The organism is Paenibacillus sp. OK003 (assembly GCF_900109515.1).
GTDB classification, from domain to species: Bacteria; Bacillota; Bacilli; order Paenibacillales; family Paenibacillaceae; genus Paenibacillus; species Paenibacillus marchantiae.
In genome coordinates this window covers 33,548-53,738 of record NZ_FOBD01000025.1, presented here as the reverse complement: position 1 = coordinate 53,738, position 20,191 = coordinate 33,548, and the positions used below count along the sequence as shown (strand labels likewise).

The window sequence follows — 20,191 nt, the reverse complement described above, 5'->3', positions numbered from 1 at the left end:
AAACGGCATAACATATAAGACTGTAATCTCAGCCCGCTGTTTGCCGTCTCTGTTCTTACCTTTCCCGGTTTCGCTCATAAACGATACGCAGCCCTTCAAGCGTAAGCAGCGGATCCACTTCCTCGATGCTGCGTGTTTCTTCTGCAATCAGCTTGGCAAGGCCTCCGGTTGCAATAACTCTGGGTTTGGCTCCCATTTCCTCGCGGATACGCTCCACAATGCCGTCCACCTGTCCTGCATAACCATAAATAATGCCGGCCTGCATCGCATGAATGGTGTTGCGACCAATGACTTTCTTGGGCTTCTCCAATTCAATGCGAGGTAGCTTGGACGCCCGTTCATAGAGTGCTTCGGTTGCAATATGGATGCCGGGTACGATAGCCCCACCCAGATAATTTCCTTTCTCGTCAATACAGTCAAATGTGGTCGCTGTACCGAAATCGACCACAATGAGAGGGCCGCCATACTTCTCAACGGCTGCTACTGCATTAACAATGCGATCCGCGCCAACTTCGCGAGGATTCTCATATCGCAGGTTCAGGCCGGTTCGGATACCAGGCCCAACGAGTAGCGGTTTTTTCCCTACGTATTTTTCACACATGGCTTCAATCACATTCACCAGTGGCGGAACCACGGATGAGATGATCACACCTTCAATGTCGCGTGTTGAAATACCCGACATATGAAATAAATTATAAATCATTACGCCATATTCATCCACTGTCGACTGACGGGATGTGCTCAAGCGAAAATGGTGGAGCAACTCCCGGCCTTGATACACACCGAGTACGATATTGCTGTTGCCCACATCTACCACAAGAATCAAAGAGGTTCACCCCTCTTTCTTTTCGTTAAAATCCAGGCTGATATCCAGGCTCTCAAAAGAGTAGGTTAACCTGCCAACTGAAATTACATCCACTCCGCTCTCTGCAATACCACGAATGGTATTTAGCGAGACGTTGCCTGATGCCTCAACCTTCACATGGGGAGCCTGCTCACGAATAAGAGCAACGGCCTCACGCATCCGATCTGGGTGCATGTTATCCAGCATAATGATATCTGCCCCAGCCTGCAAGGCTTCTCGCACCTGTTCCAGTTTTTCGGTCTCGACTTCAATGGTCATTGTATGCGGAATGACGGCCCGGGCACGCTGTACTGCTTCAGTGATCCCACCTGCGCCCTTGATGTGGTTATCCTTAATCATGACGGCATCATAGAGGCCGAACCGATGGTTTGCTCCGCCACCAACCCGCACTGCATATTTTTCAAGCAAGCGGTGTCCCGGTGTTGTTTTTCGAGTATCGACCAGCCGTGTAGAAAGGCCTTCCAACGCATCAACATAACTACGTGTGCGGGTAGCGATACCAGACATGCGCTGAAGCAGGTTCAGAGCCAGACGCTCTCCTGTCAGCAAGCTATGTGTGCTCCCTTCTACCTCAGCCAGAATCATACCATGAGTGACTGCTTCCCCGTCTTTGACCATCGGGGTGAACACAAGTCCAGAATCCACTACCTGGAACACGAGTTCTGCGACCGTAATTCCTGCAATGATTCCATTGTCTTTGGCATGTATAACGGCCTTGGACTGACTTCCAGCGGGAATCGTCACACTTGTTGTGACATCCCCTGCACCGACATCCTCACGAAGCCAGTTTTTGATTGATTCGATGAGTCCTTCATTATATCCGTTCAGTATCATGACATCAATTCCTCCACAATCGCTTGTTCTCGCTGCTGCAGACTATGCTTCTGCCATACGGCATCGTCACGCTGCGGGAAATCCTCACGGTAGTGGGCTCCCCGACTTTCCTCGCGGTGTAATGCTCCAGTGGTAACCAACCAGGCACAGGTCAAAAGGTTGGCATATTCCATCTCTTCTTTGTGAGTAAACTTCTGATCAAAAAATTGCAGTTCTTGTTGCAGTTTCTCTATTGCTGCTTGCAGGTTAACGCCATTCCGGCGCAGCCCCACTTGACGCACCATCATTTTTTGCAGACGCAAGCGTCTTTCGGACACCGGCTTCTGCTCTTCCTTTATGATCCTGCGAATAGTTGTTAATGTGGGAATATTTGTCTGGATTGAAGCAAGCGGAGGAAGGGATTGAATACGATCCACGATTCTCCGGCCAAATACGATTGCTTCAGACAGAGAGTTGCTCGCCAGGCGATTGGCTCCATGTACTCCAGTAGAAGATACCTCACCGCAGGCAAATAACCGGCCAATGCTGCTCTCCCCGCTGAGATCCGTCTTCACTCCGCCCATCATGTAATGTGCAGCAGGAGCGACCGGAATCCAGTCTGTGGTCATATCCAGTCCGTATCGCATACAGGTCTCATAAATGGTAGGAAACCGGTGCTTAATCATCTCCGCGGGTTCATGAGTGATATCCAAATATACAAAGGTACTGTTTGTCGATTCCATCTCACTGACAATTGCCCGGGCGACGATATCCCGTGGTGCCAGTTCAAGCTGTGCATGATACCGGTCCATGAAGCGCTCGCCTTTCACATTACGTAAATAGGCTCCTTCGCCACGTACAGCCTCGGACACCAGGAAACGTGGTGCTCCCGGATAACAAAGGGAGGTCGGGTGGAACTGGATAAACTCCATATCCCGGACAACCGCTCCGGCACGATAGGCCATCGCCACACCATCTGCTGTAGCCACTTCTGGATTAGTGGTGTATCGGTACAACTGTCCAGCCCCGCCAGAGCATAGTACGGTTGCCTCTGCCTTCACAAATACTTGCGAACCGTCAGCCTTCTGAACCAACGCACCTACACATTCTCCCTGCTCTGTAATCAGGTCAATGACAAAATGCTCATCCCACACTTCAATCCCCGGATGTTCATTCGCCTGTGCAGCCAGTGCACGCACAATCTCATATCCCGTTGCATCCCCATTGGCATGCAAAATACGGCGGTGGCTGTGCGCACCTTCCTGCGTCAACGCCAACTCGCCGTTCTCCAGATCAAACAAAGTACCCAGTCGAATCAGTTCTTTCACGCCGTCCGGGCCCTCGTTCACCAATGCTTCTACTGCTTCGGAGCGGCATAGTCCCGCTCCGGCAACAAGTGTATCTTGCAAATGGTAGGCAGGTGAATCATCCTCAGCAATAACCGCAGCGATTCCTCCCTGCGCATACCGGGTGTTACTTTCCAGTAACGACTTCTTCGTGATCATCAACACACTGCGTTGTTCACTCGCCTTGATCGCAGTAAACAAACCAGCAATGCCCGAACCAATAACCAGCACATCCGTCTCCACCATCGGCAGCGCGGACAGATCAAAATCCACTAAATATTGCGGTATCATGTTATTTCACCTGTCTTGGAGCAAGAGTAGCGCATGCTACTTCACCAGTAACATGCGCTCTAGTGATTCTCTGGCTTTGTCAGCAACAGCCGGTGGCACGTAAATTTGTGGCTTCATCGTTTCCAGACATTTAACCAGCTTTTTCAAGTTGTTCACCTTCATATTCGGGCATACAAGGAACTTGGTAGCAAAGTGGAACTGTTTGTCCGGGCTATCCAAACGCAGTTGGTATCCTGTACCATCCTCAGTGCCTACGATAAATTCCTTAGCGGACGAATTCTTACAGTATTCCAGGATAGCGGTCGTGCTGCCTACGAAATCACCCATCTCTACAACCTCAGGACGACATTCCGGGTGAACAACGAATTCGGCATTTGGATGCTTCGCTCTCATTTCAACCACGTCTTTGACCGTCAGCATATCATGGGTATTGCAGTAGCCTTCCCATATAATCATTTTCTTGTCTGTATGTTGTTGCACATAATGTCCCAGATTTTTATCCGGTACCCAGATGATTTCATCGGAATCAACAGATTGAATGACTCTGACAGCATTGGCCGAAGTACAACAGATATCGGTCTCTGCCTTGATCTCAGCTGAAGAATTGATGTACGTTACAACTTTAGCGTTCGGGTGCTGTGCTTTCAATTTACGTAAGCCTTCAACGTTCACCATGTCTGCCATTGGGCAGCCTGCACGCTCGTCGGGGATGATAACCGTTTTGTTAGGGGCAAGAATTTTAGCGCTTTCACCCATAAAATGAACCCCGCAGAAAACGATAACATCCGCATCGGTCTGCGCTGCCTTCTGAGCAAGCAGAAACGAATCTCCTCGGAAATCAGCGACCTCCTGTACCTCGTCACGTTGATAATAATGGGCAAGAATAATGGCATTACGTTCCTTCTTCAACTCCATCAGCCGCTCGCGCAGCTCCCGGTTCATCTCAGCCTTGCGCTCTAAAGCCAGAGCTTCCACCTGTGATCCTCTCCTTATCGGGACAGCCTTATACGCTGTTTCATATGGCAAATCCAAGTCGTTATTTTCGCTTGAGAAACGAATCACAAGCGGTTTAACACCTAATGTACACAACGTTCACGACTCTGTCAATAAATGAAAACGCCCCAGAACAAGGGCATAACCGCCCATTTCCTACGTGGTTCGCCCTATAGCTCCCCGTTATCATTATCTATACAATTTAAAGGAATATATAAAAAAGAGAGCCCGAAGGCTCTCTTTTTTCATCTGCCACTATAAACAGATGGTTGATATAAATTAAGACGTTGGCTTCGTTCCACCATCATCCGGGTCATTGCTGTTTCCTTTGTCCAGATTCGGAGCTTCGTTAGGAATATCTCCGGCTGGTGGCTCAGGCGTTTCATCTTTGCCTTGGATACGGACACGTACATCACCGATGTTATCGACGATTACTTCTCCACCTTCACTAGGCGTACCTTCACCATCATTGCTGCTTTCATCTTTTGGAGTCAAAGAACCGGTCTCGATCAATTGCTTGATCTGATCCATTTCCAGTGTCTCCACTTGCAGCAATGTTTCAGCGATCAGATGCACTTCCTTCGAATGCTTAACGAGCAAGTCTTTACACTTCTCATAGCAATCGTTAATGAAGCGCTGCATTTCCTGATCAATCTCGTAAGCAATGGAATCCGAGTAATTCTGTTCGTGACCGATGTCACGACCCAGGAATACCTGTCCCTGCGAACTACCGAACTGCATAGGTCCCAGCTTCTCACTCATACCGTACTCCATAACCATGCTACGGACGATGCCCGTCGCTTGTTGGAAGTCACTGTATGCACCCGTACCGATTTCACCAATAAACAGTTCTTCGGAAACACGGCCGCCTAGGAGTCCAGTAATTTTGTCCAGCAATTCTTGCTTGGTAACAAGCATACGATCTTCTTTTGGCAACATGATTACATATCCACCCGCACGTCCGCGCGGAATAATGGTAACTTTATGTACCATATCGGCATGTTCCAGGAAGTAACCTACAATGGTATGACCTGCTTCGTGATAAGCAACAATACGTTTTTCACGGTCACTGATAACACGGCTTTTCTTCTCCGTACCAACGATGACACGGTCAATCGCTTCGTCTACCTCTTTCATGGAAATATCCCTACGGTTACGACGTGCCGCAAGCAGCGCCGCTTCGTTCAGAAGGTTTTCCAAATCTGCACCAGAGAATCCGGTTGTACGCTTCGCAATAATATCCAGTTTCACATCTTTGGTGAGTGGTTTGTTGCGAGAGTGTACTTTCAGAACCGCTTCACGACCTCTCACGTCAGGGCGATCAACCGTGATTTGACGGTCAAAACGTCCTGGACGCAGCAAGGCAGGGTCCAGAATATCAGCACGGTTCGTTGCAGCAACGATGATAATACCTTCATTGGCTCCGAATCCGTCCATTTCAACGAGCAACTGGTTGAGTGTTTGTTCACGTTCGTCGTGACCACCACCAAGGCCAGCACCACGCTGACGTCCTACAGCATCAATCTCATCGATAAAGATGATACATGGGGCGTTTTTCTTCGCATTTTCAAACAAATCACGTACACGAGATGCACCGACACCGACAAACATTTCAACGAAGTCAGAACCGGAAATACTGAAGAATGGTACACCCGCTTCACCAGCAACAGCACGAGCGAGCAAGGTTTTACCTGTACCCGGAGGACCTACAAGCAATACGCCTTTAGGAATCCGCGCACCTACTGCTGCAAATTTACGAGGGTCCTTGAGGAAGTCCACGACTTCAACAAGCTCCTGTTTCTCTTCGTCAGCACCCGCAACATCTTCAAACGTAACCCGTTTTTTCTCTTCGTTATAGAGACGAGCACGGCTTTTACCAAAGTTCATTACTTTACCGCCGCCGCCTTGAGCCTGATTAAACAGGAAGAAGAACAGCAGGAACATAATGATCAAAGGAATAAAGGAAGTCAGCAACGTCAACCAGATGCTGTCACCTTTCATAGGTTCCTGATGATATTCAAAATTGTTCGTTTCGCTTGCAGCTACAAGCTCACTAATCGCCTCATCCGTAGGAGGAATATACGTTGAGAAATTTTCTGATTTGGCCCCGTCAGGTATCTTTCTGTATTGACCGGTCACGAGGTACGTCTGACCGTTGAATTGAACCGTCAATTCAGAGACGTTGTTGGCCTTGATTGCCGTGCGCAACTGATCATATCTAGGATTATCGGTGGCTTCGCCGCCATTGCTGACGAACTGGACTATCCCCACCACAACTAAAAAAAGAATCAAATAAAAACCAGAATTCCGGATGAACCGATTCATCCCCTACCTCCTCTCGAGACACTTTAATTATTTTAACATAGCCCGACATGGCTTCTCAACAGAAGCCACCAACAGATATGGGCTTGGAACTAGCTTAAGCATTAGTTGCTGTAAACTTCCGGTTTCAGAATCCCGATGTAAGGGAGGTTCCGGTACTTCTCCGCATAATCCAGGCCATAGCCAACGATGAATGCGTCCGGAATGTCAAAGCCGGTGTAATGGGCTTCAAGTTCGACTTTGCGACCTGAAGGCTTGTCAAATAGCGTAACCACGCGGACCGATTCAGCACCGCGGTTCTGCAAGAGTTCGATCAGATAACTGAGCGTGAGTCCACTATCAATAATGTCCTCTACAATCAGAACCTCGCGTCCCTCAACGGATTCATCCAGATCCTTAATGATTTTGACCACGCCGGAAGATTTGGTGGAAGCACCATAACTCGATACGGCCATGAAATCCATCTCAACAGGTACCGTAATGTTCTTAACCAAATCAGCCATAAATATAAACGCACCCTTGAGCACACAAATGACCAAAGGATTGCGATTTGCATATTCGGCACTTATTGTTGCGCCTAATTCCTTGATTTTACTCTGAATTTCTTCTTCACTGATCAATACTTCCTGAATGTCGTTCTGCAACTGTGCGAACCTCCTAAGTTATACATATGAAAGCCTTACCTGAACCATAACCACTACCCCTGAATCGCTGAATCGCCTACAGTCATGTACAGGATTGCGGAAGTATTCTCCCTGACAGGAGCTACACTAGACCGGCGAACACCCGGTAACCAGATGATATTGCCTGCTCCATCACATACCACGGGAACCCGTGAACGGACAGAAGGGGGAATTTTCTCATCAATGAAAATATTTTTCACCTTTTTGCTTCCGTTTAATCCCATCACTTTCATGGTATCTCCAGGTAACCGTGAACGCACAACCAGCGGCATAAGCAGTTGATCCGCATCAAATGCGGCATGATCCGCCGATTCCGGTACATGATAGTCCTCGGGACTCATCGGAACGAGCCGAACATGTCGGTCGATTTCCGTGAGAGAAAGCTCATAAGTTCCGCTCCATTGAGCAAGACGATATTCGTAAGATTGATCCTGTACGTCAGTCCGTATGCCGAAAGAGATCAGATCATACTCCCGGGTGCAGGCGAGTGTCTGTCCTATATCCAGGCTCCAGGTCGTCGCGTCAGGCTGAATGACCTTGCGCCGAATGGTTTCAATACGGGTAAAGTCGACAAAATCACTGTCCAAAGGCAGATAATTCAATATTAGTTTAATCAACCTTCGTTGTAAAGCGACATGTAACTTCAAAAAGGAAGGCACCTCAAAGGTTTGCCTTCCGCCGTTCGCCTGCACTAGACACCTGTATGCGTCATATGCACCTTGTTCCATGAAATCGTCTTCATCGCCCACAATTTCGGCAAGTCGATTCAAAGACGGCGTCAACTGTCCATTATATTGCCCCAAAAAAGGAAGCACATCCAAGCGAACGGCATTACGCCGATATTTACGCAGGGAATTGCTTTCATCATTAAAATACAGAAAACCCTGGGTATTACAAGCTTCTACAAGGTCTGTCTTGTTTATACGAAGGCATGGACGAATAAGTTCCACATTTTTTTCTCGCCGTTTAAACTTCATTCCCGCGAGTCCGGAAAGACCACTTCCACGCAGCAAATGGAGCATAACCGTCTCTGCCTGATCATCGGCATGATGGGCTAGTGCAATACTCGCCGCATCGTATTTGGCAGCCACTTCATGCAAAAACTCATATCGCTTGTTGCGTGCGGCTTCCTGAGAACCTTGACCAGTAAGCTTCATATAAGAAGGTACATCGGCCTTCACCCATTCAAATGCAATGCCAAGCCGGTGCGCAAGTTCCTTCATCATCTCGGCTTCATGATCGGATTCAATCCGAAAACCATGATGTACATGGGCACAGATCAATTCCAGCGGGACATGCCTGATACTGATCTCATGCATGATATGCAAAAAAGCTACCGAGTCCGGTCCGCCCGATACTGCGACGACAATCCGATCCCCGGGAACCCATAACTGATGCTCTTCCGCTGCATCCAGCACGTTATTCACCAGCTTGTTCCAGCGTAAAGCTTCCATACCTGTTCCTCATTCCTTACGTTATGTATATGCACGCTCACAGGTCAGAATCGCAGTGCATAGATGAGTACCCCAATAAGTAATATAACGGATACAGCAAATGCATTCTTGAGCCAACGCGGTGTCGTACTTTTGGAACGGCGACGAAGAGGAGAAGGGCGTGCCATCATCTCTTTCCAAACCTTAGCCGCGTGTCCTGCATCCTGAAATTGACCTCGTAATGCCTGAATAGTCCAGTTTCGAAAAGGGCGGAGACGTTCGCTGCGCTCCACGAGAGCTGTGAGCTGGTTCACACTTCGCAGTTGGGGTAATCCTTCTGCAGCCAGCGCTTTGAGTGCATCAGCTTCAAGTACATGAATCAATAATAGCGCAAAAGCAAACACATCATAGGTACCATCTGCTGTTCGGCTGCCTGCATTCCAGAATCCGCGATCATACCATTCAGTGAACTGCTTGACGCTCCGGCCGATAGAAGTCACTCCACCATAGTCGATAAGTTCTACCTGCCCATAATCCGATACCAGTACATTTTGAGGTTTGAGATCGCCAAACACCCATCCAGCCTGATGCAATTGAGCCAGCTTCTGCAATAGTCTGAGTCCAACGAGAAGTGTCCAGTCCGTTCCCTGACGCCGGATGAAGTGGTGCAGGGACTCCCCCCGAACGTAACGCATCACATAAAAGGGAATATCACGACCACGAATGGCGTAGTCATCCACATCTTTCAGATAAGAAGGAATGCCACTCTGCCGAAGGGCCTCATGATTACGCTGTAATTGAAAAGATTTGAGCACATTAATTTCCGATTGCAGATCTACTGGGTCAAATCCCATTTTAAGCGCATAATGTTTGCCATTCTCACCCCGCTGGACAAGAAAAACGATGCCGTTGGCTCCTTTGCCCAGCAGCTTCCGAATCGTATAACGGCTGCGATTCCATTTCCCTGTGATGACTGTTCCTGGCGGGAAAGAGGCGTCAGACAACGTTGTCACCGAGCATCCCTTCTCTTTCAATGCGATAGTTCCCTTCTATTTCCTGCTGTTCCTCCAGTGTACCATAACGGTAAAAATCAATCACCCTTTGAATCGCAGGACCTGTCGGCGTCGCTCCCTTCATTTGCAAACGTCCAAATAGTGAACGAACACGGCTCAGATCGGCTGTCCAGTCAATGTCCATGACAGCTTCTTCTCCGCTATGTCGTCCTGGAAAATGAAAGACGGAAAGATGGCTCTGACCCATACGTGCCTGCAAGCTAAGCATTAAATCCCGAATCCCTTCCTCCACAGCAGCAAGCTTCGGCTTCATACTGGCACTTACGTCAATGAGAAGCACGACCTGAAGTGGCGTTGTCTCGGCCATATCATCCATCACTTCAACGACCTGCGCACGTTTAGCCGGTTCAAGGTCTGTTACCGTTTTCGGCTCGTGCTCTCCCAGAATTTGTGTTAACTCTCTATTAACCGCCTGTTGAATGGTCTGAACCACCGTTTTTCTTGTCATCATCTGCATCGTATGGGCAAGCTGTCTGGTGCCTACGATCTGACTGATCCCACCTCCGGCTTTGGCTATATCCTTGATCTCCCGGCTGCCCAACTCACCAATGGTTCCATAATCAATAACACCGACCACGTTGACCGTAATTCCCTCTTCCCGCGCTTCCGCCGCCGCCAGCACCGGGCTTGCACCTACATTGGAACAACCGTCGGTGATCAACAAGATTTGTTTCATCCGATATCCCTCCGTTTTGGGTTACTCTCCAACTCTATGACTAGCATTGCCAGAATGAAGAGACTTCAAACAGAGGAATATGCAATTAACTAACGGTGCGCGGACGCTCCATCCGGCTTATTCCGGGTACTCTCAATGTGGCCCACTCCGGGCGATAATGTTCTATTTTGCCTACAATTACAGTCATGTCATCATAGATCTCATGCTGCTGGTAACGAATAACACTTTCAAGCAGACAATCCGCTACCTCTTGAGGATCATCACTATCAATTTCCTGAATGAGTCGCTTCATCCATAGTTCTTTGTTGACGGCATACCCCGGTGCATCATAGATACCATCTGTCATCATAATTAAAATATCCCCTGGCTGAAGCTGTACGGTTACCAGGTCCACCTCAATATCTTTGATTATTCCAATCGGCAGATTGCTCGCCGATACTTGGATAACCTCCTGCCCTCGTTTGATAAAACTTGGAGTCGATCCGATTTTCATAAACGTGGTCTCTGCCGTATATTCATCGATCAGAGCCATATCCACCGTTGCATACATTTCTTCAGGAGAACGAAGCAGCAGAACGGAATTCACCGATTTGATCGCCAGCTTCTCATCCATGCCCGACTGTAATAACTGCTCCAATATATTAAGCGCAGCACTGCTCTCCATGCGTGCCCGTTCTCCATTGCCCATGCCATCGCTGAGCGCAACCGCAAAGGTGCCATTACCCAGTTCAACTGTACTGAAACTGTCTCCGGACATCACATCTCCCCCTTTGGCGGCAGCGGCAACACCCGTTGTTATCTCAAACGTTTTGGCAGAGCCAAAGGTGACTGTCGCCAGCCCTTGGCGAGGGTCAAGCATCGTTTCATTCAAGACGGCAATATGCTCGTCCAGTACATCCGAGATCAGCGGAGCGATCATTTTCCGGCACTCGTCAAATCCCCGTGTATAGGCATGAACAATCTCAATTTCCACATTCCCCGCTTCCAGATTAATGATTTCAATAGAATGTATGGACAGACCTAACGACTCAAGCGCATCCCGAATCTGCTCCTCCTGCTGTACCATCTCCTCACTTTCCCGTTGAATTTCTTTGGCCAGGTCCTCCATCACCTGGGATACTCCTGATAATTGCTCTGCAACCAGCTGACGACTATCTATAATCTGACGTTTCCATTGCATGTTATGTTGATGCAGACCATACTGGGCGCGCATCACTTCAAGTACCTCCTCCGGCTTCGCACATACCCTGTTCCATTCCACCGGAATCTGCTTGCCTGACATCTCCGGATTGGCTTCAATGGAACTCATCACATCGGTCATATATTTATAGGTTTGAATAAACTTTGCATCCCAGCACTGCGCCTTCTTAAAGCATCCTGAACATGTGCCTTCGGCTACAGCATTCATAAAATGCTCCATCCCGCCATCGTTCTGTACCGGCTCCCCCGCGCCGGACATCTGATCGAAGCTGCGTGACAGCTGACGGAATACCTGCGAGAAGCGGGTAACCCGCTCTGCGGTGACATCCCTGATCCGCTTCGCATATTCATGCTGCGATTTCGTGTGGTCCTGCGTACCAGGAACATATTTGGAGATGGCCGTCAGCATACTTTTTGGCGTTAACATAAACAGAACAATGGCTGCGCATGTCTCCCATAAGGAGTTCATGACATCTCCCGGTCCACCCAGGTATATGGATAGAATAGAGGAACCTAGCAGCATGCCCAGAGCAACCGCCGCACGTTTTCCTTCCCGGAGCATACCCGCCAGCATACCGGCAAAAGCAAGCAGACTCATCTGATATACCGCCGACATATCGGCCAAACTCAGAATGAGGCCAGTAATGACCCCAACCGATGCTCCGAGGGGGGCTCCGCCCACCAGCGCGAAGATTAGAATGAGATAACGAGAGAGCATATGCTCTACAGACAGGGACTGGATCGTCCAGCCCACCGCCCCCGTCATTACGGAAGCCAGCAAGATGATCAGACAGAGGATCTCCTCGTTCTTTAGGTTGAATTTTTTTTTGCGATACGTGAAGATCGGTATGGCCTGTATGAAAACTAAGGTAAGCACAAAGCTGAGTACGGAATCCATCGTGAGCATTAGCATGGCGTACCAGCTGAAAGACGGCCCAATAACGACGGCGAATAACTTGACCATAAAAGTAGTCGTAAACACCATCGTTGGCGCATAAGATAATTCAGCGCGGTCATAAGACTCCAGTCCTCTGAACAACAGATAGAAGATAGCGAGCTCCGAAGCAACAATCAGAGGTACCGGAAACGGGGCGAAGAGACTTCCTGCCAGCAACGCAGCTCCTACCGGAATAATATAATCCCTGCGCATGAAGGCGATAACCGCAAAGTAAGCAATCGCAAAGGGTGATAATTCATTCAGAATCATGGCCTTACCCAGTAAAAATCCCATAAAGGTAAGCAGCAGCACCCATTTACGTGCAGCAACGATCTGGACGGCCTTGCGGGAGCTAATCCACTGTTTGAGACGTACCGACAGCTCCTCCCGAGCTTCTGTACCTCCTTTACCAGCTTTCATTCCCGGAAATTGAATGACATTCCACTTTTCCATCATCCTCAAGGCACCCCATTCGATTAATTTAATTTTCGTGTTTCGTTCTCGATGGTTCTGATTATAGATAGAATAGAAGACGTAGTTTGTCACAATTGGTGGGTAGGGTCCAAAAACTTTACGACAAAAGAAACAGACGCGGCGCGGTGGTGCGGAACCCCCGGCCTTATTGTGGTTTCATCCATTTGCCACGACCCTTGCCGACAGGGCACTTGTCTGATTTTGAACCGGACGCGGTTCGTCATCGCCACGATTTGAGCAGGATACCTGTGGAATGCCACGGAAACCTGTCGGTAAAAAATGGTAGACGACAAATGTTCTTATGTACTTTTTTTCCTGTGCAGAAAAACTGGGGATATGGAGCTTCACTTTACAAAAACGGCTATGAATCCGGTTAATTGTCTATATCTGAACGGTTAAACTCCAAAACTAAAAATAAACACAAAAAAACCGTCAGCCCCAAGGCTAACGGTTTTTCTTATATTTTAAATCAGGTTGAACCAGATTACACGCGTTTGGCTCCACGGCCACCACGTTTGCCTTCTGTGTTCTTCTTCAGCGAAGAGATCCGTTCTTCGCTATCTTTCAGGAAGCGTGACATTTTATCCTCAAATGAAGGTTTGCCTGCTGCGGGCTTGAAAGAACGGCCTCCGCGGTCACGGTTAAAACCACCACCACCGCCGCCACGGCCTTGGCCACCACTTGGGCCTCCACCGCTGAATCGTTCGCGATCTCCTCCACTGCGTTCCGGTCTAGGAGCTCTTGGGGGTCTGGACTGTGTTTGTTGCTCAACCGGTTTGTCAACAGCTTGCTTAATGGAAAGCCCAATCTTGCCATCCTTGTCAACGTTGATGACCTTAACGGTAACGAGGTCATTAAGCTTCAGGTGGTCGTTGACATCTTTGACATAATTGTCGGCGATTTCCGAGATGTGAACGAGACCCGTGACACCTCCTGACAGATCCACAAATGCTCCAAAATGCGTGATGCCTGTCACCTTGCCCTCTAACTTGGTGCCCACTTCAATTGCCATAGAATAAAATGATCCTCCCTTAAAAATATACAACCCGATTTTTTGAATGCCAAAATCAATGCTGTGCTAATTTAATTATACCTTATGCCGCAAACCAAGGTCAACTGAGCACTACCCCTTAAGGTAGCCTATTTTTTCCGGTATAACGGCTTCAGACATATAGATAACAATCCTTGCTCGATAATGAGCCAAATTACATCAGTTCCCTGACTCTTCAACCTGAATTGGTGTTTCCTCAGGCAGATAGTATCCTTTTTTTCGAGCCAGCTGTCCTATGTATTCGGGATCCTTCAACCGACTGACTTCGTACTTCAATTGATCCAGCTTCTTCTGGGTCTCTTCCTTTGAAGCCTGCTGGGCAGCCAGATGAGAACTCTTGTCCGAAATTTGCGCAGTCTGCACAAGGAACGTATATCCTGCCCATATGATAAACACAACCATAAAGGTCATCCAGAGCATGAGACGCCTTTTGGCACCTGCAGATTTTCCTTGGCCTGCTGGAGCTTTTGATTTGCTCATAGGTGTTTTACCCATTATCGGACCTCCTTAAAACCAGCGTTTCCACATCGCTGCGATACTTGAACCCGCACGGATTATCCAACGCGGCGTAACCCAATGTTTCAGGATTGGCCTAAACATCCAGCGGAACAACTTGCCGAAAGGTACCAAACATTGCAGCACCAGCTTACCCAGGAATAACAGTATGGCGAGTATGAAACCAAATAATACGCGCACTAGCTTGTAAAGTCCTTTAACGGGCATAACGATCAGGATGTTAAGGATATGTCCACACCAATGAATCAGCGTTCTTGCGAGTTTAATTAACATTACCACAAAACGCTGGGTTGTAACACTTAAAAGCCAAAAATAGAAGCAAACCCCTATAATCAGCCCCAAAAAGACATAAAACCGCAGCTGTCCGTGGTTCCCGGCATACAGCATCCGGAAGACGAACAGCGCGGAAGCGACCCAATACAACAGATCTAGCGTGTGGACGCTCCATCTCGGGAACCGCAGCTGTCCGGACAGTACCCGGTAACTGTCGTAGGCCATCCCCATCACGGCTCCCGACATCAGCATCCACATCAATGTGATCCATTGAGTATCCGGACTCATCGGAACATCTTGCCGAACAGGCCTTTACCGTTTTTGGACTGGGAACCGGGATCCAGATATTGAAGAGAACTGACAGTGCCCTCGATGGATAACAAACCGTCCTCCAGGCTCAGGTTTTTGATATGTAAATTGTGCCCCCGGATGGTCAGATGCCCAAGTTCAGTTTGCAGCAAAAATTCCTCACTGTCGAAGCTCTCCACGTTGGAGACACCCGTCAGATCCAGCAGTTTCCGATTCTGCATGCTCAGATGATGCTGTTTCGTCTTACTTTGCTCAACCATGGCATGTACCCCTCCTTCTTAACCCTAGCTTATGGATCAGAAGTTCAGAATAGAACCAAGGATGGATGAAAGCACATATCCGATTTTGAGAAACACAAAAACGCCCTTCCCTGAAGGGGAAAGGCGTTTCTCTTCATTTTGCAATGAATGTTGTACAAAAGTATATCAGGCATCCCTGTTACCAGTTAAGCCCGTTATCCTTGGCGATCGGCTCTTCCTTAACCAAGGTGTAGAGGCTGCTCGCCTCATCCTTCTTGGTACTCTCGGCAAGACGCTCCACCTTCACGGTGACCAGCTTTTGACCGAACTGAACCGTAAGCTCATCGCCCACTTTGACAGCGGCGCTTGGCTTCGCTTCACGTCCGTTCACCAGCACACGTCCCTGTTCGGAAACGTCCTTGGCTACGGTGCGGCGTTTAATCAGCCGGGAGACCTTCAGGAATTTATCAAGACGCATTATTTTACGGCTTCTTTAAGTTTGTTGCCTGCTTTGAACGCAGGAACGGTGGACTCAGGAATCACGATTTCATTCCCTGTTTGCGGGTTACGTCCGGTACGACCGGAACGTTTGCGGGTCTCAAAAGTGCCAAAGCCGATCAGTTGTACTTTGTCTCCGCTGGCAAGTGCATCTGTAATTTCTCCCAAAAAGCCGTTCAATACGGACTCAACGTCTTTTTTAGTCAAACCGCTTTTGGTGGAAATGTTGTTAATCAGATCTGTTTTGTTCATTTTTAAAAGCCTCCCAAATTGAAAAAAAAGTATCTGCGAATCCGTGACAACAGATCTGCTGCTGCTGGCTCCGCGCAAGGTTACTACACATGTATTCTGGCTTGGAATCTGAAATCCTGCCTCGGTCTTCGACTTTTTTCACTTTTTGTCGGTCCTGCCCAAGAACAGTCTAAGTCCAGTACCCGAAACGCCTCTGCATTAATCACACGGTTTCTCGTGCAACCCCACCCGAGATGCTTCGACGACACGATACGCATGATGCAACTAATGATATCGGATCAGCGCCCAAAATGCCAGAACCCTTTACAATCCAGCCTTCTTCGCTGCCTGCCAGTATTGCTCCATTTCATCGACATTGCTGTCTGATGGAGTTCTTCCCTGTTCACGCAGACGCTCCTCAATATACTGGAAACGCTGAATGAATTTCCTATTGGTGGCGGCAAGCGCCTCCTCTGGATCGGTATCAATAAATCTCGCTACATTGGCAGCTGCAAACAGTAAATCGCCCAGTTCCAGCTTCCGTTCTTCCGCAGACTGGTTATGCTGCACTGCTTCTTTTAGCTCTGCCAGCTCTTCCTCAATCTTGGCAAAGACACCTTCCACGTCATCCCAATCGAAGCCAACTTTAGCCGCTTTTTTCTGTAATTTGTACCCTTTCATCAAGGCAGGCAAGTCGCGGGGAATACCGTCCAGCACAGAAGTCTGCTGTAGATCCTGTCCCTTGCGCTTTTTCTCCTCTGCCTTCATCTGTTCCCAGTTTTGCAGCGCTTCATTCGCATTATCTGCCTGTTGTTCGCCGAATACGTGCGGATGACGGAAAATTAGCTTGTCGTTCAATCCTTCAATAACGTCGTACACATTAAATGTGCCAACCTCTTCTTCCATCTGGGAATGCAGCAAAATCTGCAACAGGAGATCCCCCAGCTCTTCCTTCATGTGATCAGGGTCATCTTCATCAATCGTTTCAATGACTTCATAGGTTTCCTCAATCAGGTTTTTGCGAATCGACTGGTGGGTCTGCTCCTGATCCCATGGACAGCCGCCTGGACTGCGTAGGATATTCACGATTTCATGCAGTCGTGCGAAGGAGCGCCGACGAAGCGCGTCATCCGTATTTTTGGGCACATATATCAATGAGAGATTACCGTACCCTTCAATCCGGTCCAGATCATGCAGTGGCACCTTGTGTATGATCTCCTGTCCCTGTACACCCAAGGCATGTCCGACAAATACCGGATAATCGTCAGGGTAAACGTCCATCAGGCACAGCTTTACGTCGGAAGCGGTAAACACATCATATACTTGTCCAATCAAGGTATGAAGCTGTGGCTGCACCAGTTCCGTGTTCAGACTGCTGGCATCGAGAAGCTGGAAACCTTCAATCGGATCGAATCCAAGACGAATAAACGCTTCATCCAGAAAGCTCTCCCCGCCCATAACACGCAGCGAAATGCCCATTTGTGGGCAGCGCTCCTTCAACAGACGTACGCTCGCTTCAGCGACCATGGGATGCCCTGGCACGGCATAAACGATCTCCGTACCTGGCTCGCCTTTGCGTGCGGCTTCAATCAGCCGGTCTGCAATTTCGTCGTACACTTCCGGAAAAGAATCCTTCGCCTCATAGACGGCATCGAAGGATGTCATCTCCAACCCTTCCTGCTTGAGATCATTCAATACGGGATGATCCAGTGTGCGTACATACAGCGTCGCTGCATGTTTCATTTTTTTGATGATTCCTACCGTCAGCTGATCTGCATCTCCAGATCCAAGACCCACTACTGTCAAAGCTGCACTCATCTTTATAAGCCTCCATCCGAACTATCCTGTTCCAACTTTCCATCCTTGATCAAATTCAATCGTGGACGGGCCATACATCGTACAGAACAGGGCTCTATAATTACACGTATTATACCAGAATTAGACGTTATCCTATAATTGCATTTGCATGTGACACGGTGTGACTCATTCAACCTCTGGTGCTCCGCTTTAGAATGCGAGAGCCGGGAAGAATGGACGGCGTAGCGCTAAGTGTAGCAGCGCAACGCGGGGGTTAGCGCAGCACACGCAGTCTGCGCAGCAGCTTGGCCAGCAGCGGCCCCAGCTTGGGCACGGCCGCCAGCTCTGCGGCGGTCAGCAGCCCCGTCCGGGCCGCGGCCAGCAAGAACACGGCCGAGCCTGCGGCTATGCCCAGCAGGCTCACGCCCATCGCGGCCAGCCGGCGGTCGGCCGCGATGCCGGTGCCGCCGAGCACCGCTTCGGCGGCCCAGGCCGTGCCTGCCGCCGCCAGGCTCATGGCGGCGATCACCAGCGCCGGCTTCGCCAGGACGGCGCCAGGGGCCGGGCGCAGGGCGACAAGCCGCGCCAGCAGCGCCACATTTAGGCCAGCCGCCAGCATGTAGGCGACTGCGCCTGCCAGAGCCGCGCCGCTGATGCCCAGCGCCGGCACAAGCATGACGTTCAGCAGCGCCTTGACGCCTGCGGCGGCCAGCATGCTGAACGCGGGTGCGCGCACGGCGCCGAGGCCTTGCAGCAGCGCCGCCGCGATAATGCTGACGGTGCTGCCCGCAGCCGTCAGCGCCATGTACCGCAGAGCTTCGGTGCCTGCGGCATCCCCGTACAGCATGCGGTTAATCGGCTCTGCCAGCACCGCCAGACCTGCGGATGCCGCCAGGCCGATCAACCAGAACCAGCGCAGCGCAAGGCCTGCTTGCTGCCTCACGGCTTCTGGCCCGCCTTTCAGCCGGGCTTCGGCGATCGCCGGAATAAAGAGCACAGACAGCGACGTGGCAAGCATCGTCACCAACTGAACCAGCGGCAAACCCCGGTTGTAAATACCGAAGGACACCATGGATTGGAGCTCATCCAGCCCTTCTCGTCTTAATAACCGGGGTACCGTAAAGGTATCCACCAGATTCATCAGCGGCACAGCCAGTGAACCGAGGCAGACGGGAATGGCATAGATCAGCAACGTCTTGATCCAATCACGGTTGGATCGGCGCTGTTCATACAGAAGGCTGGTGCTGTCGCTTCGACGCTCTTCCGTTTTCTCAACCAGCACAGCCGAATATTCTTTTGTGGAAAATTTATTATTACCTCGGTTGTTCCTGTTATCGCCGTGAGGTGATTTCCGCATTTCCTCTGTAGCTTCCCAATTTTTCCGTCGATGATGGTACACATATCCGAGCATCGTAACTAACCCGGCAAATCCGCCTGCTACTGAGCCAATCATAGCTCCAGCTGCAATGGTCTCCAATGAAGCGTCCCGCCCCATCAGCCACAACAACAGAACAATCATCACCGTGACCCGAACCGTCTGCTCTACCACCTGGGATACGGCTGTAGGCACCATTTGCTGCAACCCCTGGAAATATCCGCGCAGACCTGTCATCACCGGTACAAACAACAATGCCATTGAAGCTGCCCGAATGGACGGTACGACACTTCCATTTCCAATCAGATCTCCGACAAGTGGTGCACCTATATACATCAACAAGGCCAACGCCAGTCCAATCCCAAAGAGCAGCATCGAGGATAAGCGTATAACCCGTCTACCCTCCTCCGGTCGGCCAAGAGCATTCTGCTCGGCTACGAATTTGGATACAGCCACAGGCAGCCCGGCAGCAGCAACGGTAATGATGAGCATATAGAACGGGTACACCGTATTGTAGATGCCAAAAACACCGTCTCCCCCCAGATTCTGTAGCGGAATCTTCTGAAAAGCACCAATGATTTTGGATATAATGGCGGCAAGCCCGAGCACAAATGCGCCCTGAAGCAATCTTGAGCCTGTAGACGACTGTTTCATGTATCCCTCCTGCGTATGTCCATTCATTCCTTCAACCTATACCTAGCTATTATACCTGTCCAAAGGCGCACAGACTAACCCCCAAGGTTTCCTGCCGTTCAGGACATCATCCAGACTGTCTACGTCTTCCCCAAAATGCAAA

The 20,191-nt window shown here is 49.5% G+C and carries 18 protein-coding genes; all 18 read right to left on the bottom strand.

Annotated elements, in window-relative coordinates:
• Positions 1-55: 55 nt before the first annotated feature.
• Entirely contained in the window at positions 56-826 is a 771-nt protein-coding gene (locus BMW94_RS27470) for a type III pantothenate kinase (RefSeq protein ID WP_091001863.1), read from the bottom strand.
• A 6-nt stretch (positions 827-832) separates the two neighbouring features.
• Positions 833-1,699 (bottom strand): carboxylating nicotinate-nucleotide diphosphorylase, encoded by an 867-nt coding sequence (gene nadC / locus BMW94_RS27465; RefSeq protein WP_091001862.1) that lies wholly within the window; start codon positions 1,697-1,699, stop codon positions 833-835.
• The gene (nadB, locus tag BMW94_RS27460) at positions 1,696-3,315 is read right to left on the bottom strand and encodes an L-aspartate oxidase (protein ID WP_091001861.1); all 1,620 of its coding nucleotides are present in this window, start codon (positions 3,313-3,315) and stop codon (positions 1,696-1,698) included. Before nadB ends, nadC begins: the two co-directional genes overlap by 4 nt.
• Before the next feature lie 36 nt (positions 3,316-3,351).
• Positions 3,352-4,290, bottom strand: a complete 939-nt coding sequence (nadA, locus tag BMW94_RS27455) for a quinolinate synthase NadA (protein ID WP_024633731.1) — start codon at positions 4,288-4,290, stop codon at positions 3,352-3,354.
• Positions 4,291-4,587: 297 nt separating this feature from the next.
• Entirely contained in the window at positions 4,588-6,633 is a 2,046-nt protein-coding gene (ftsH, locus tag BMW94_RS27450; RefSeq protein ID WP_091001860.1) for an ATP-dependent zinc metalloprotease FtsH, read from the bottom strand.
• 101 nt (positions 6,634-6,734) lie between these two features.
• A complete protein-coding gene (gene hpt, locus BMW94_RS27445) occupies positions 6,735-7,274 on the bottom strand; it encodes a hypoxanthine phosphoribosyltransferase (protein ID WP_024633729.1) in 540 nt (179 codons plus the stop codon).
• Between the two features lie 53 nt (positions 7,275-7,327).
• Positions 7,328-8,767: a tRNA lysidine(34) synthetase TilS gene (tilS, locus tag BMW94_RS27440; RefSeq protein WP_091001859.1), complete on the bottom strand. Its 1,440-nt coding sequence runs from the start codon at positions 8,765-8,767 to the stop codon at positions 7,328-7,330.
• Positions 8,768-8,811: 44 nt separating this feature from the next.
• Positions 8,812-9,759, bottom strand: a complete 948-nt coding sequence (locus BMW94_RS27435; RefSeq protein WP_024633727.1) for a serine/threonine protein kinase — start codon at positions 9,757-9,759, stop codon at positions 8,812-8,814.
• Positions 9,743-10,495 (bottom strand): vWA domain-containing protein, encoded by a 753-nt coding sequence (locus tag BMW94_RS27430; RefSeq protein ID WP_091001858.1) that lies wholly within the window; start codon positions 10,493-10,495, stop codon positions 9,743-9,745. The genes BMW94_RS27435 and BMW94_RS27430 overlap by 17 nt, the downstream gene beginning before the upstream one ends.
• Positions 10,496-10,580: 85 nt before the next feature.
• Positions 10,581-13,088, bottom strand: a complete 2,508-nt coding sequence (spoIIE, locus tag BMW94_RS27425) for a stage II sporulation protein E (protein WP_175480871.1) — start codon at positions 13,086-13,088, stop codon at positions 10,581-10,583.
• A 502-nt stretch (positions 13,089-13,590) separates the two neighbouring features.
• Positions 13,591-14,118, bottom strand: coding sequence for a S1 domain-containing RNA-binding protein (locus tag BMW94_RS27420; RefSeq protein WP_024633724.1), 528 nt, complete (start codon positions 14,116-14,118; stop codon positions 13,591-13,593).
• Between the two features lie 198 nt (positions 14,119-14,316).
• A complete protein-coding gene (locus tag BMW94_RS27415; protein WP_091001857.1) occupies positions 14,317-14,652 on the bottom strand; it encodes an FtsB family cell division protein in 336 nt (111 codons plus the stop codon).
• Positions 14,653-14,664: 12 nt separating this feature from the next.
• A complete protein-coding gene (gene yabQ / locus BMW94_RS27410; RefSeq protein WP_091001856.1) occupies positions 14,665-15,234 on the bottom strand; it encodes a spore cortex biosynthesis protein YabQ in 570 nt (189 codons plus the stop codon).
• A complete protein-coding gene (gene yabP / locus BMW94_RS27405) occupies positions 15,231-15,515 on the bottom strand; it encodes a sporulation protein YabP (RefSeq protein WP_053778920.1) in 285 nt (94 codons plus the stop codon). The genes yabQ and yabP overlap by 4 nt, the downstream gene beginning before the upstream one ends.
• A gap of 178 nt (positions 15,516-15,693) precedes the next feature.
• A complete protein-coding gene (locus BMW94_RS27400; RefSeq protein WP_024633720.1) occupies positions 15,694-15,972 on the bottom strand; it encodes an RNA-binding S4 domain-containing protein in 279 nt (92 codons plus the stop codon).
• Complete coding sequence (locus tag BMW94_RS27395; RefSeq protein ID WP_017691362.1) at positions 15,972-16,244, bottom strand: HU family DNA-binding protein; 273 nt, start codon at positions 16,242-16,244, stop codon at positions 15,972-15,974. The genes BMW94_RS27400 and BMW94_RS27395 overlap by 1 nt, the downstream gene beginning before the upstream one ends.
• A 303-nt stretch (positions 16,245-16,547) precedes the next feature.
• Positions 16,548-18,041, bottom strand: a complete 1,494-nt coding sequence (gene mazG, locus BMW94_RS27390; protein ID WP_091001855.1) for a bifunctional methyltransferase/pyrophosphohydrolase YabN — start codon at positions 18,039-18,041, stop codon at positions 16,548-16,550.
• Between the two features lie 253 nt (positions 18,042-18,294).
• Positions 18,295-20,049, bottom strand: coding sequence for a putative polysaccharide biosynthesis protein (locus tag BMW94_RS27385; protein ID WP_091001854.1), 1,755 nt, complete (start codon positions 20,047-20,049; stop codon positions 18,295-18,297).
• Positions 20,050-20,191: the final 142 nt, after the last annotated feature.

Coding starts and splice junctions, on each gene's coding strand:
- nadC (WP_091001862.1), bottom strand. CDS start 1,699: ATGATACTGAACGGATATAATGAAGGACTCATCGAATCAATCAAAAAC.
- nadB (WP_091001861.1), bottom strand. CDS start 3,315: ATGATACCGCAATATTTAGTGGATTTTGATCTGTCCGCGCTGCCGATG.
- ftsH (WP_091001860.1), bottom strand. CDS start 6,633: ATGAATCGGTTCATCCGGAATTCTGGTTTTTATTTGATTCTTTTTTTA.
- tilS (WP_091001859.1), bottom strand. CDS start 8,767: ATGGAAGCTTTACGCTGGAACAAGCTGGTGAATAACGTGCTGGATGCA.
- BMW94_RS27430 (WP_091001858.1), bottom strand. CDS start 10,495: ATGAAACAAATCTTGTTGATCACCGACGGTTGTTCCAATGTAGGTGCA.
- spoIIE (WP_175480871.1), bottom strand. CDS start 13,088: ATGATGGAAAAGTGGAATGTCATTCAATTTCCGGGAATGAAAGCTGGT.
- BMW94_RS27420 (WP_024633724.1), bottom strand. CDS start 14,118: ATGGCAATTGAAGTGGGCACCAAGTTAGAGGGCAAGGTGACAGGCATC.
- BMW94_RS27415 (WP_091001857.1), bottom strand. CDS start 14,652: ATGGGTAAAACACCTATGAGCAAATCAAAAGCTCCAGCAGGCCAAGGA.
- yabQ (WP_091001856.1), bottom strand. CDS start 15,234: ATGAGTCCGGATACTCAATGGATCACATTGATGTGGATGCTGATGTCG.
- yabP (WP_053778920.1), bottom strand. CDS start 15,515: ATGGTTGAGCAAAGTAAGACGAAACAGCATCATCTGAGCATGCAGAAT.
- BMW94_RS27400 (WP_024633720.1), bottom strand. CDS start 15,972: ATGCGTCTTGATAAATTCCTGAAGGTCTCCCGGCTGATTAAACGCCGC.
- BMW94_RS27395 (WP_017691362.1), bottom strand. CDS start 16,244: ATGAACAAAACAGATCTGATTAACAACATTTCCACCAAAAGCGGTTTG.
- mazG (WP_091001855.1), bottom strand. CDS start 18,041: ATGAGTGCAGCTTTGACAGTAGTGGGTCTTGGATCTGGAGATGCAGAT.
- BMW94_RS27385 (WP_091001854.1), bottom strand. CDS start 20,049: ATGAAACAGTCGTCTACAGGCTCAAGATTGCTTCAGGGCGCATTTGTG.